The sequence below is a fragment of the Burkholderia sp. AU4i genome, from assembly GCF_000466765.1.
Classification (GTDB): domain Bacteria; phylum Pseudomonadota; class Gammaproteobacteria; order Burkholderiales; family Burkholderiaceae; genus Burkholderia; species Burkholderia cepacia.
In genome coordinates, this window is sequence record NZ_ASSI01000119.1 from 1 (window position 1) to 12,907 (window position 12,907).

Below are 12,907 nucleotides of genomic sequence, written 5' to 3' on the forward strand. Positions count from 1 at the left end.
ACGCGGGCGTTCCCCCCGCACCCCCCGAGGCCCACCTGCAGGCAGGCGAAGAACGCCTCATTCCCTTGAAACGTCTCGTTGCGTCGCCCTTCAATGTCCGGCGCGCGAAGCGCACCGGGATCGCGGCGCTCGCCAACAACATCGACCATGTTGGTCTGCTGCAAAACATCATCGTGCATCCGATGAAGGTCGGCGCGAAGCGCGCGCAGACCTTCGGCGCGGCCGCTGGCGAATCGCGGCGGCTGGCCCTGCTGGAACTGGTCGAGCGTGGCCGGATCAGTCTCGATGAGGAAATTCGCTGCACGGTCGTGTCCGTCGAGACCGCCGTGCTGATCAGCACCAGCGAGAACGAAATGCGCGAGCCGATGCACCCGGCTGACCAGTGCGACGCGTATCGCGTGCTGGTCGATGCGGGCCGCGCCGTCGCGGAAATCGCTGAAATATACGGGACGACCCCGCAACTCGTGCAGCGTCGCCTGAAGCTCGCCCGCGTCTCGCCCAAGCTGGTCGATCTGTTCCGGGCCGACGACATCCGCGCCGACCAGATGCAGGCGCTCGCGCTGTCCGACAGCCACGCCGAGCAGGAAAGCGCATGGTTCGACGCGAAGCCTCATGACCGCGAGCCGCATGCGATCCGACGCAAGTTGGTTGCGGGCGAACACGACTTTCAAAGCAACCGAATTGCCCTGTTCGTTGGGATCGACGCTTACGAGGCGGCAGGTGGTGCCGTGCGCCGTGACCTGTTCTCCGATCAGGGCACGGCGTGGTATGCAGATCATGCCCTCATGGAGCGCGTGGCGGTTGAGCAACTGACGACCATTGCGGCGAAGGTTCAGGAGGAAGGTTGGGATTGGGTCGAGCCGATTACCGTGTTCGACTACAACGCAAAGGTAGGCTTGCAGCGCGTGCCTGCTACCGCCGTCCCGCCCACCGAAGCGCAACAGCAGGAAATGGAGGCGATCGACGCGCGGATGAAGGCCATAGAACAGGAGCAGGAGGCCGACGATATCGATGAAGAAACCTACGAGCGCCTGTGTGACGAAGAGACCGCCCTTTCTCTGCGCTACGCTGCGATCGAGGAATCGCTGTACGTCTACACGCCGCTCCAGATGGCCGGGGCCGGTGCTGTCGTCACCATCGACCAAGAAGGCGCGCTCGAAGTCGTGCGCGGGTGGACCCGGCGAGCCGAGACGCCGCCGGTCGGAGACGACGAAGCCGATGGCGACACTTCGCTCGCCAGCGCCGGCGAAACGCCGACGTCACCCGCAGCGAGTGGCAGCCTTGCACAGGCTGCACCGCCCGCGAAGGACCCGCATTCGGGAACGCTCACGTTGCGCCTGAATGCCCGGCGTACCGCCGCCGTCGGCATGGCGCTCGCGCGCCAGCCGCACGTCGCGCTCGCGGTCCTCGTTCACCGATTTCTAGTCACCGACTATGCGCCCGGCTCGATGGCCAGCGCAATCGATATCCAGTGGCACGACCATACCGGCAAGGTCGAGCGGCATGCGACCGAGCTTGCCGACGACCTGCCGTATCGCCTCTGCGCCGAGCAACGCGGCGCGTGGGGCGGCATCGTCCCGAACGATACCGGCGCGCTGCTCGCGTGGTGTATCGAGCAATCCGATGAACGGCTCATGGTGATTCTCGCGCAGTACGTCGGCGCAAGCGTCGATGGTGTCGCGACCGATGACGGCGCACATAGCATCAACGCGCTGATCCCCGCGCTGAACCTCAATCTCGCCGACGAATGGAAGCCGACACGCGCCAGCTACTTCGACCACGTGTCGAAGGCACGCATCGCGGAGGTCGTGACCGTCGCCGTGTCGCCCGCAGAAGGCATGCGGATCATGAAGCTGAAAAAGGGCGACGCGGCGATGGAAGCCGAACGGATCGTGAGCGGCACCGGCTGGCTTCCCGATCACTTCGCCCGCGCCGAAACGCGATCGCGGCCCCTCTGGCGCAATCACGCTGCAACGTCGTCGGACGTGGACGAGGAAGAGGACGGCGACGACGATCCGAAGTCATCGGGCTGGCACGATGCCGACGAGTCGGACGACCGGGCCGACGTGACAGACGATGGCCGCGACGATGCCGCTGTCGCGGAAGCCGAGGGTATGCCGCCGCGAGACTGACCTGATTTTCGCCAGCGGGCGCATCTTGCCCGCTGATGCTTTGCGCGCGACTGCCCGCGTGCGCTGGCGGACCAGGTCGCAGCTATCCGTAACCGCCCCCCGAAATCTCTCACCTTCCTTGCCTTCGTCGATCCCGTAAAGGCTCACCAGTGTCGCGCCGTGCTTGGCGTGCATGTCGCTTCGTCGCGTGCACTGGCGGCGCTTGTCCGGTTCGTTGGCTTGTGCGTCTCCCTCCGCTGCGCTCCGGGCCGGGCTTTCGCGCTTCGCGTCGAGCCTCGCTGCGCGAGTCTCGCCCCTGACGGGCTTCAATCCCTGACGTCTGCGCGCCGTGCCGGCGCTGCGCGCTTCGCTTGCTCGTGGAACACGCGCCCGCTGCGCGGGCGGACAGCAGGTCTTGCGCCCGGCGTTGCCGGGCGATAGGACGCGGAGCCGCGAGCGGCCCCGCGTCGTGTGGCCGGACGGGTCGGGGAATGCCGTGTTTGCGCTCCATCCTTTCGTATCGGGTTAAGCGCGTGGATCTGCCTTCCGGCCCGCCTCTTTTCGACGCATAGCGGAATGGGTCAGGGGTGCAAGGGACTTTCGCGGCATATCCTCGCGCGCTTCGCGCGCTCCGGTATTCCACGGTTCCCTTGCACCCCTGACCCACCCCGCTAAAAACGCGTCGAGGCGGCTCCGGAAGGCAGATCCACAACCCGACACGAAAGGACGAAACCATGAGCGCAAACACCCCCAACCCATCCAGCCACACCAACAACGCGGGCGTTCCCCCCGCACCCCCCGAGGCCCACCAAAAGGCAGGCTTCGCGCGGCGCTCGAACCGGCTTCGTCTGATCGCGGCGCACTGGCTCGGTTGTGCGGCCGACGCGCCCATTCGTGTCCTGCATCGCTGGACCCGTCCGGATGACGACGCACGCGCCGTGCGACTCGAAACGAACGTAGCCGGTCGCGTGCAACGCATCACCCTGTTTCGCCTCACGTCCGGCGCGTGGTCGCCGGTTTGGCAATAACCCGGAGAATCGACATGACTTATCAATCTGACGCACTGATGATCGAAGGCATCACCGAAGGTCACTACGCGATTACGAGCGACGACGGATTCGCCCCGCATATTTCGGTCCACGACGCAGACGGCGACAGGATGTTCACGCTGCCGTCCGGTTGGACACCGGAACAAATCAACGCGGCCATCGCAGTCTACGACCGAGGCTATCGGCACGGCGAAAAATTCGGCGCGTCGAAAGCGCAGCGCGCAATTCGCGACGCACTCGGCATCGTTCATTAACCTCGTGCGCGTCCGCCGTGACGCGCTTACCATCCTTCACATACGGAGTCGAATCATGCGCGGTCTTAATATTCGTGTTTCGTTCGCCCTTGCCCGGATAGCAGAAATCACTGACCCGGAAAGTTCGGACATGATCGAAGTTCAATGGGAGGCCGAGGCTCTCGGGCACCGCGATTACTGGGACGGTTGCGAAGACGTGCCGACGATGTTCGCAGACGAACCCTATCTCCGGAACGCATGGATGCGCGGGAACGCAGATGCGGAGACGGGCGAAGAAATGCAAAACTGTTCAGGCTGCACTGCTGCGCGGGGCGATCCCTGCCCGTATCACGGATGAAGCCACGTTAGCGCTGCACCGCAGCGCTTATCACGGAGAATACACGATGAACACTGCAACGATTCTGAGCATCGAGCAGCTTGAGCGAGCGATCAATATCTGGCGTTCGCGGAGGCCGAGCGTGGACGGCGACCCGATCCTGTGCCGTGAGGCGCGGATTCTGGCCGATCCGTACGCCCTGATGATTTTCCACCGCGCGACGGAGATTGACGCGGCGAAGCTCAGTGACGACCAGCGCGCCGCGTACAACGGTGCGTTCACGCAGTAGAGCATCGTTCACCCACTCGACAGGAAGAACGATGAACATAGACCAACAGCATGAGTGTCTCGCTATCCTCAGCGCAACCATTGGCGAGAACCCGGTTCACTGGTCGGAGATCAAAGCCGCCGTGAGCGAAAAAATGTCGATCCGGAACTGGCTCGACGTGCGTGGCGTGCTCCAGTGGGGAATCAACAACGGCCGCTTCAAACGGATTCCCGACGTCCACGTCGAAGCGTATCAGCGTGTTTGACTTTGACGCCCGCTCCGGCGGGCGAGCGCCCAGCATTGGGAGGATAGAGATATGGCCGTATACAGCTACAACGACGCGTGCGAAATGACCATCACGCGCGCAGAGGCCGAGGCCGAGGTGCGCAGGCACTTCGGAGATTTCGCGGAATTCTTGGCCGACGTCGGCGACCGTGAGGAATACGAGGGACGGGAAATTCTCGACTGGCTTGGTTACTAAGCCGCCTGTCCGGTCCGACGACGCTGCGTTTTCGCGCGGCGTCGCGGGCTGGCGGGCGCTCGCTGCTACGCCGCGACCACCCGCCAGCCCGCGACCAATGCGTTATCCAGTTTGCGCGCTGCGCAAACGAATCGGGGCAATCCCGCTCAGCGCAAACTACGCCCTTCGCCGGATTGCCCCTACGATCACACCGACGCGCCGTCAGTAACTGTGGCTGGCGTTCCGCCCTGGGCTGCCGGTGTCCGCTCCGCGCCGGTTTCTCTGAGCGCCGTTTTCACTGCCTCGAGCCGCACTTTCCACTGTTCCGCCGAAATCTCGTCGAGCCCTTCCGACCGCAGCAGCTCGAGTACTTCCTTCTGGTTTCGTTCGCGATCCTTCCGGACCTTTTCGCGCAGCTCATCCTGTAGCCGCTTCAACTTCGCTGCCGCTTTCGTGATCTCGTCTTCGATCGATCTCGGCTTCCGCGCTGCTTTTTCCGATTGCTCACTCATTTTCGGGTTCTCCCCATCGTGATATCGGCCCTCGCCGCGCATTGTACCCATTTGCCATTCCACTGCGGTAGCTTCAAATCTCATCCAGTTGCCCGCGAGCGGGCAAACAGAGGCGATCGCGCTGAACACCCTGGCAAGCTCGCAACCCGCGCGACCCACATATCCACCGCACCCCGCGCTCGACCCGGTGTTGCCACACACTGACGTGTGGACAACACCGCGCGGCGCCCGGCTCTGTGATCTAGACCGATCACGGCCGGGCGTCCGGCACCGTGGATATGTGGATCGCGCGAATTTCGTCCAGTTCGGTCGCGCTGCGGCGCGCCCGAATCATCCCGCTGACCCGCAATCCGGCCACGGGCCAGCGAAATGCCGCGCGCGCCGGATTCCCACTCGTCTCCGCCGAGTGAAAATCCGGCGCGCGCCAAAATCACGTTTGTTTGCGGAATGCATGCATTCCGCAAATCACGGACGCCCCGCCCGACACCGACGTCGAGCGGTACACCGACCATCCGCATGCGCCCAAATTTTTCCCTGCGCCGCATTGTCCACATATCCACCGCGCCCCGCGCCCAAACCGGTGTTGCCACACACTTACGTGTGGACAACACCGCGCGGCGAACGGCTCCGTGATCTCTATCGATCACGGCCGTTCGTTCGGCACCGTGGATATGTGGACAATGCTCATCGTGTCACTACTGCCTCACCTGCTGACCACGTCCCACCGAACCCACACTCTCGCGCCGAACCTGCAAATTCCCTCGTACCTCCACTTCCATCCCTACTCCCGAAGTTGCACTGAACCGCTCCGCTACGCTCCGAGGTGAGAACGTCGAAAATCAACCGCTCACGATCCAAACTACGCCGTCGCGTTTTCCCCGTTTACGCCGATTCCCTTGAGCGGGAACCGCCGTACCTCACCGGGTGAAGGCTCCGCGACCGGCCCAAACCTGAAGTGAAGTTGGCCACGATCGTCTTAGGAAGCGGGGGAATCCCCGCCCCCTAAGACGATCGTCACACACCATGCAACGTTGTTGCGGTGTGTCGCGCCTTATGGCGCGGCGCCTTCGGCGTCAGACACGCGGCGAAACAGGTGTGACAGATGGCCGTTTTACGGCGCGGAGCGCCGCATCCGTCATATGGTCCAACGTCAGACGAAACAGGGTGCGATCTATATGATTAGGATAGCATATCAAATTGAGATCGAGGCGAAATGCTTCCGGTACTTGGGACATAGCGTCAGACAGTGGATTGCGGAGCGTCTGACGCGTCATTCGAATGGGGGCGCTGCGGCTAATCCGAACAAGGGTTTTGCGGTCAGACATGCGAATGCTCGCAAAACGCAATGTGATGCCGATCGCCGCGAAACCCGCGTCAATGTTCGTGTTCCGTGTCAGACAGTCGATTGCTCAACGTCTGACAATCAATAAGTAGCTCTATGAAAATAAAGAGCTTATTGCGAATTGCAACTCAACGTGCTACTGTCGCAGCACAAAAATGCAGTCATGAGGGCCGTAATCGAGCGCGGTGTCGTACGTGAGGCGAGGTTTTCCCTCGAATCGACGGGCGCCAGCTCTATTCATTCCAGGCGCTTTTCATGACATCTCGGAAATCCCCCTCGGGCATCGAAACCGGCCGAGTCAGTTTTCGCGACAATCCCGACGTCGTCCGCTTTTACAAGAAATCCGCGCGGGCGCGCGGAATCTCATTTTCCGAATATGCCCGGCGGCTCGCCGAGCGCGGCGCTCTTGCCGAATCGGTCGATCAGCTCATTGAATCGGTCCAAACGTCTATCTCGAAGGCCGACACTCTTCTGCAAGAGGCTCGTCGCGCATCCGGCACGGGGACGGCCGCTGCGTCGAAACCGGCAGTGTCGGCGTTGCCAGTGGAACTAGTCGAGTCGATTTTTCTCTGTGAATTTCTCCTGACGGAGATTATGTCGCGCAATGACATGACAGCCGAGCGCCGGGCGAGGGATGCGGCCAAGCAGCGCGCTTCCGTGTTTCTCCAGGGAGGCCAGAAATGACACAGAAAAAGCCAAACGGGCTCTTCCAGGATTTCTCGACGGGCTCTGAAATCTGGACGCATCGAGTTCAGTTGGTCTTCGTTGCGATCCGCAATATCGTCATCCTTTCGCTTTTCCTCGGGCTCGTAGCCGGCTTCATCTATGCCGCATTTTTTGTTGACCGTGAAATCTGGCGGATGGCCGTAGCAAACGTCATCGCTCATCTACGGTCGGTGCTCATGATGACCGCCGTGCCGATGGAATACGAGGTGAACGGGCAGTTGGTGCATCTCCCTGTCGACCAGATAGCGTCCCTCACCGATCCGGTTTGGGATGTTGCCAGTTTCGCGTTTCGTCGATTTCTGATCATCGTCGGTACCGTCGCGGCTTGCACTTGCGCCGCAATCGCCGGCTACTGGTACGAGTTCGGCCGCAGCACAATGGCCGACAAAAATTTGCGGGGCGCGACACTCGTAAACGGAAGGCAGTTGACACGGCTCATACGTCAGAACGACGACGCCAGCCCGTATTCGATTGCTGGCGTGCCGATGCTGCGGAATGCCGAAACACTGCATACGTTGGTTGTCGGTGCACAAGGTACGGGTAAATCTCAACAATTCTTCGACCGGCTCAGACAGGTCAGGGCACGACGAATACGTGCGATTGTTTACGACCCGTCCGGTGAATATGCCGAGGAGTTTTACCGTCCGGGCAAAGACATCATGTTGAACCCGTTTGACGATCGCTCGCCAAACTGGAACATCAAGTACGAGATCGAGGAGGAATACCACTACGACAGCATGTCGAACGGCCTCATCCCGGATCCGCGCGAGGGCGACCCGTTCTGGTCCCTGGCCGGCCGTGAGGTGTTCCGCGATGTCGTTCGAACGTTACATAACGAAGGCAACCTGACGAACCGGAATCTCTACACGTCAATTGCAATGAGCAACCTCGACGGTATCTATCAGCTGCTCCGCAACACCGCTGGTGCGTCGTATGTTGATCCGAAGACCGAGCGTACCGGCATGTCGTTGAAGATGACGGTACAAAATCAGCTTTCGGCATTCCGATACCTGCGCGACGATGGCGAGCCTTTCTCGATCCGGAAGTGGGTTCAGAATGACGACAGCGATTCCTGGATCTTCATTTCGACACGTGAGGAAATGCTGGAGGCGATTAAGCCAATCCTCTCGCTTTGGGTCGACATCGCGATCAAGGCGGTACTGAACCTCGAGCCGATTCATCGCGAGCGACTACACCTCTCGGTCGACGAAGTGCCGACCTTGCAGAAGCTCGACATCATGAAGCTGGCGGTAAGCAACACGCGGAAATACGGTTTATGCATGATGCTTGGCGCGCAGGACATGCCCCAGTTTCTCGACATTTACGGCGACTACTTGGCACGGACGATCATCAACGGTTGTCAAACGAAGTTGCTCTTACGCGTCACCGATGCGGAAGCAGCAGAGATGTTTTCGAAGATCATCGGCCAGACAGAAGTCGAGGAAAAGGACGAATCCCTATCGTTTGGCGTGAACTCGCAGCGTGACGGATTCAGTATCGCGAAGCGTCGCTTGCTGCGCGACCTCGCGTTGCCTTCGCAAGTTTTGAGGCTGCCCAATATGACGGGGTATCTGGTCTCTCCCGGCGAATATCCAATCGCTCGCGTGAAGTATGGCTTTGTGAAGCCGAAAAAGAACCAGCCGGCATTTATCAAGCGTAAAGCATTCAGCGAGCTGTTTTCGCCCGTCGACGGCGTGCCGATGCTGAGTCAAAATCCCGATGCATCCTCTGCCACCCCGTCGCCGGACTGGATAGCGCACCCAGAGATCCTCGCATCTGCGACAGGTGGCGTCGACCCTGACACGGGTGAAATTGTTCCACCGAACCCCGGCTCTTGGCGTTGGGGCGGTGGTGCCGAGCAAGGAGACCGAGCATGAAGTTGATTCGCACACTTTTGTCAGCTGCCCTTCTCACGGTAGCTCCGGCTTTACCGGCATTTGCGCAGTCTGCCCCTACGCCATTACCACCCGGCGAAGCGTTCACCATGCGGATGGCTGATGCGTCCGACGGGTATGTGAGTGTGATATTCCACGTCACGCCGGGCTATCGACTCTATCGTGATCGCGTCACGGTCACGACGCCTACGCCTGGGCGGATGATCTACACCGTCCTGAAACCGCCAGGAACGATGGTGTACGACGCAGCCTTGGGAAAAGCCATCGAGACCTACGATCGTGATTTCCGGGTCGACGTCTCGATGTCACCCACCCGACCGATAGACCTGGTTGTCAGGATCCAAGGGTGCGCAATTGAGGCGGGTGTCTGCTATCCGCCCGTCGAGCGGAAGTTCCACCTGTCAACTCGTGGATAGAGCGGAGGCAACGATGAATTCCCTTTCGTTCAAGCTAGTCGAGATTCACGACACGGACGACGATGATGTGGTCGGCGGGCAGGACCTGCCGTATCTGGTGACAGCGAGTTACGAAGGTAGCTATCAAACCGCCGTCGACATGATTCATGCGGATAAATCCCTCGATGCGTTCAATGTTCAGCCAGCCCAATCGCGCTGCAAACTTCCGTTTCATATTGAGTTTTGTACGTTCGACAGCCGAGCCATTCACACATTCTTCGGCGTACCACGGCCTTTGTCGCCCGAACAGGAACTCGCAGACCGCTACTGGAGAAGTGCGTACGCACGCACGGTTGGCGAGCTGCGTGCTGCACTCGCTGACCTGCCCGACGAATTCCCGCTGATCCACTCTGGCTACGATAGCGACCTGAAGGGGAATAAAAATCGGCTGGGTGTCCATGTCAACACAGGCGAGTGGAAATGGACTACTCCGGACTGCCCGGATTACAGCCGACACCCCAGATGGGCGTTGCGGATTACTTCATTCGATCCCTGTATCTGGAAGCAGATTGAGGCAGGCGCGTGGCGGGACAAGCGGTACTCCGACATCAAATAGGCAATCGACGTAATCAGGTGCTTGGGCGATCTGATCGCTGCGAGCAACTTAAAGACCTGGGTATCCGACAGATCATGCTAAGTCTGCACAACATCGCCAGCGCTGCGCAGACGCGCAGCTACTTCTCGAAAGACAACTATTACACGCAGGACGAAAACACCGAGCACTCGGCATGGTTCGGGGCGGGCGCCGCACGCCTTGGCCTGGCCGGGCAGGTCCAGCCCGGCATATTCCTGAATTTGCTCGAGGGGCGACTCGAGGACCAGCAGCTCGGGAAATGGGTGACCGACGAAGCTACGGGAGAACGCAAGCAGGACCACCAACCCGGCATCGATTTGACCTTCTCCGCCCCAAAGAGCGTGTCGCTTTTGGCTGAAGTCGCCGGCGACGGCGGCGTCCGGGACGCACACGAAGCGGCTGTGCACGCAGCGCTTTCGTATCTCGAGGAGAACGTGATCCGCACGCGTGCCACTCAGAACGGCGTCACCACGATCGAACATACCGGCAACCTGGTCGCGGCGCTCTTCAAGCACAACACAAGCCGGGATCTTGACCCGCAGACCCACACCCACGCCGTCATCATGAACGCGACTGTACGCTCGGACGGGAAATGGCGGTCGATCGACAATCGAGAGATTTACCAGACTCAGAAACTTGCAGGCGCCATCTACAACGCGCAGCTCGCATCCGGTCTCCAGCAGCTCGGGTACCGCTTGTCGAACCCTGATCGTCATGGGAACTTCGAAATCCAGGGTATCTCACGAGAGCAAATCGAGCACTTCAGCCAACGGCGGACGGCGATCAAGGAAAAGCTCGGCAAGCGTCAGCTGGAGCTCGACTCGGCCTCCGCGGCTGACAAAGAGCGGGCTGCGCTTGCCACACGAGAGCGCAAGACCGACGTCGACCACGAGCAGCTTCTGAGCGACTGGCAGGACCGCGCGCAAGATCAAGGGATCGACCTCGCGGCATTGCGTACAGCGGCCGCCGAGCGCAAAGCGCAAGGTATTGAACCGCCAGTGAAGATGACAGGCCGTCAGGCGCTCTCGTTCGCCGCTGCACACCTGATCGAGCGCGAGGCGGTGGTGGACAAGTCCGAGCTCGTCGAGACGGCAGTCGTCCACGGTACTGGCCGAGTATCTCCGCAAGATGTGATGAAGGCATTCAAGCAGCTCGAGAAGAATGGCGACCTGGTGGCATTGCCAGAGGAACGCTATACGACGCGGAAGATGTTGGAGAGCGAGCGCTGGGCGCTCGACTTCGTCAAGCAGGAACAGGGGAAAGCGCCGGTGGTGCTGGACGCGGCCAAGGTGCAGGAGCACATCGCCGAAGCGGAACGTGTGCAGCAGTTTGCCTACACGTTTGGTCAGCGCGATGCGATCGTGCTCGCGCTCACGTCCGAAGACCGGTTCGTCGCGATCCAGGGGCTGGCCGGCACCGGCAAGACCACCATGCTCAAAACGCTGAACGAAATCGCGGCGAAAGAAGGGTACGTCGTGCGAGGTATGGCGCCGACCGGCGCAGCCGCAAAGGTGATGGTGAAAGAGACGGGCATTGCAGCAGAGACGGTCGCAATGTTCCAGATCAAGGAACGGCAGCTGCAGAAGGACATCGAGTTCGCGCAGCAATACGCGCCGGATTTCAAACGTCGGCCGGAAGTGTGGGTGGTCGACGAGTCGTCGTTTCTTGCGCAGCGGCAGATGGCGCAGCTGCACCGGCTCGCGGAGCTCGCGGGCGCAAAAGTTGTGTACTTGGGTGACACGCTCCAGCTGCAGGGCGTCGAGGCTGGCAAACCGTTCGAACTCGCGCAAAAAGATGGCATCTCCACTGCCTACATGACGGACATCAACCGACAGAAAACGGACGTCATGAAGGAGGCAGTGGACATCATCACGGGCAGGAATCAGCTCGAAGCCGGCACGCGGCTCACAGACGTCGAACTAAAGCGGAATGCCCAATCGTTTCAGTACCTGTCGAAGCAAGGTAAGGTTCTGACGACCGGCGAGGTTGTGACTTCAACGGTCGACCTGATCCTGGCCATGAGCCCCGAGCAGCGCGCGCGCAACATCACGATCACGGCGTTTAACCGAGATCGCATAGCAATTAACAAGGGGGTGCGTGAAGGTCTGCAGGAGCGTGGTGAATTGTCGAAGAACGAATCTGAGCACGAAATCCTCATCTCGAAGGGATTCACGCGCGCGCAGATCAAAGAGGCGCAGTACTACAGCGTAGGCAACGTCGTGCGCTTCAATCGTACTTATCAGCAAATCAACGCCGACAAGGGCGACTACACACGGGTGCAAAGCGTCGATCACGAAACTGGTGTCGTGACCCTCGGCAAACGCGACGGAACTACTTTCGCGTGGGAGCCGGCCAAGCACAACAAGGTTGAGGTCTACGCCCCGGAATCTCGACTACTGGCTGTCGGTGATCTTATCCGCCTCACTCGTAACGACGAGACGTTCAAGAACGGCGAAACCGCGCGCGTCGTCAAGCTCGCGGGCGAGCATGCCGTCCTCGAGGTCGACGATCGAGGGATGATTAGCCACCATGCCGTGAATCTCGCCACGAGCCAGCACTGGGACCATGCGTATGCGTCGACCGTCCACGGGGCGCAAGGGGCGTCAAAAAATACGGCGATCTTTGTGATGAACATGCCGCATAACGAAGACGCCAAGAAAAACGACCGAGAGCTTCTGGCAATGGCGGAGGTGTTCGGCGACCGAAGCTACTACGTCGGCGTAACTCGCGCATCTCATGACATTCAGATCGTCACGAATGATGTTGTGCTGGCGCAGCGGGCGATTACCGAGAAGCTTGATAAGTCGACCGTGATCGAAGCGATGAACCAGGAGGTTCGGGAACAAGCGATCCAGCACGAACAACGAGAGATTTGATGCGCCTTTGCTGAACATAGTTCGACATGCGAAGGAATATCGTAGCTCAAGTACTACCGCTAGATTGTT

The 12,907-nt window shown here is 60.4% G+C and carries 13 protein-coding genes; 12 read left to right on the forward strand and 1 reads right to left on the reverse strand.

The window, feature by feature from the left end:
- The 7 genes from L810_RS25960 to L810_RS48505 all read left to right on the forward strand — a co-directional run.
- On the forward strand, window positions 1–2,132 hold a 2,132-nt coding region (locus tag L810_RS25960), incomplete at its 5' end, for a ParB/RepB/Spo0J family partition protein (protein WP_042976226.1).
- Between the two features lie 713 nt (window positions 2,133–2,845).
- On the forward strand, window positions 2,846–3,139 hold the full coding sequence (locus L810_RS45670; RefSeq protein WP_257008974.1) for a hypothetical protein: 294 nt from the start codon (window positions 2,846–2,848) through the stop codon (window positions 3,137–3,139).
- A 38-nt stretch (window positions 3,140–3,177) separates the two neighbouring features.
- Window positions 3,178–3,414, forward strand: coding sequence for a hypothetical protein (locus L810_RS25965; RefSeq protein WP_257008975.1), 237 nt, complete (start codon window positions 3,178–3,180; stop codon window positions 3,412–3,414).
- A gap of 55 nt (window positions 3,415–3,469) precedes the next feature.
- Window positions 3,470–3,751, forward strand: coding sequence for a hypothetical protein (locus tag L810_RS45675; RefSeq protein ID WP_081712911.1), 282 nt, complete (start codon window positions 3,470–3,472; stop codon window positions 3,749–3,751).
- A 46-nt stretch (window positions 3,752–3,797) separates the two neighbouring features.
- Window positions 3,798–4,019 carry a DUF3717 domain-containing protein gene (locus L810_RS25970; protein WP_042976200.1) on the forward strand — a complete coding sequence of 74 codons (222 nt, stop codon included), beginning with the start codon at window positions 3,798–3,800 and terminating at the stop codon, window positions 4,017–4,019.
- Between the two features lie 31 nt (window positions 4,020–4,050).
- A complete protein-coding gene (locus L810_RS25975) occupies window positions 4,051–4,263 on the forward strand; it encodes a hypothetical protein (RefSeq protein ID WP_042976203.1) in 213 nt (70 codons plus the stop codon).
- Window positions 4,264–4,314: 51 nt separating this feature from the next.
- Window positions 4,315–4,479 carry a hypothetical protein gene (locus L810_RS48505; RefSeq protein ID WP_021161284.1) on the forward strand — a complete coding sequence of 55 codons (165 nt, stop codon included), beginning with the start codon at window positions 4,315–4,317 and terminating at the stop codon, window positions 4,477–4,479.
- Window positions 4,480–4,664: 185 nt separating this feature from the next.
- Here L810_RS48505 and L810_RS25980 read toward each other — a convergent pair whose 3' ends face one another.
- Window positions 4,665–4,970 (reverse strand): hypothetical protein, encoded by a 306-nt coding sequence (locus L810_RS25980; protein WP_042976228.1) that lies wholly within the window; start codon window positions 4,968–4,970, stop codon window positions 4,665–4,667.
- Window positions 4,971–6,567: 1,597 nt separating this feature from the next.
- Between L810_RS25980 and L810_RS25985 the strand changes: the two genes are divergently transcribed.
- The 5 genes from L810_RS25985 (at window position 6,568) to mobF (ending at window position 12,838) form a co-directional block, all read left to right on the forward strand.
- Window positions 6,568–6,996: a hypothetical protein gene (locus L810_RS25985; protein ID WP_042976204.1), complete on the forward strand. Its 429-nt coding sequence runs from the start codon at window positions 6,568–6,570 to the stop codon at window positions 6,994–6,996.
- Window positions 6,993–8,915 (forward strand): type IV secretion system DNA-binding domain-containing protein, encoded by a 1,923-nt coding sequence (locus L810_RS25990; protein ID WP_021161288.1) that lies wholly within the window; start codon window positions 6,993–6,995, stop codon window positions 8,913–8,915. Before L810_RS25985 ends, L810_RS25990 begins: the two co-directional genes overlap by 4 nt.
- Complete coding sequence (locus tag L810_RS25995) at window positions 8,912–9,349, forward strand: protein-disulfide reductase DsbD N-terminal domain-containing protein (protein ID WP_081712906.1); 438 nt, start codon at window positions 8,912–8,914, stop codon at window positions 9,347–9,349. Before L810_RS25990 ends, L810_RS25995 begins: the two co-directional genes overlap by 4 nt.
- Window positions 9,350–9,362: 13 nt before the next feature.
- Window positions 9,363–9,944, forward strand: a complete 582-nt coding sequence (locus tag L810_RS45685) for a hypothetical protein (RefSeq protein ID WP_081712907.1) — start codon at window positions 9,363–9,365, stop codon at window positions 9,942–9,944.
- 74 nt (window positions 9,945–10,018) lie between these two features.
- Entirely contained in the window at window positions 10,019–12,838 is a 2,820-nt protein-coding gene (gene mobF, locus L810_RS26005; RefSeq protein WP_021161289.1) for a MobF family relaxase, read from the forward strand.
- Window positions 12,839–12,907: the final 69 nt, after the last annotated feature.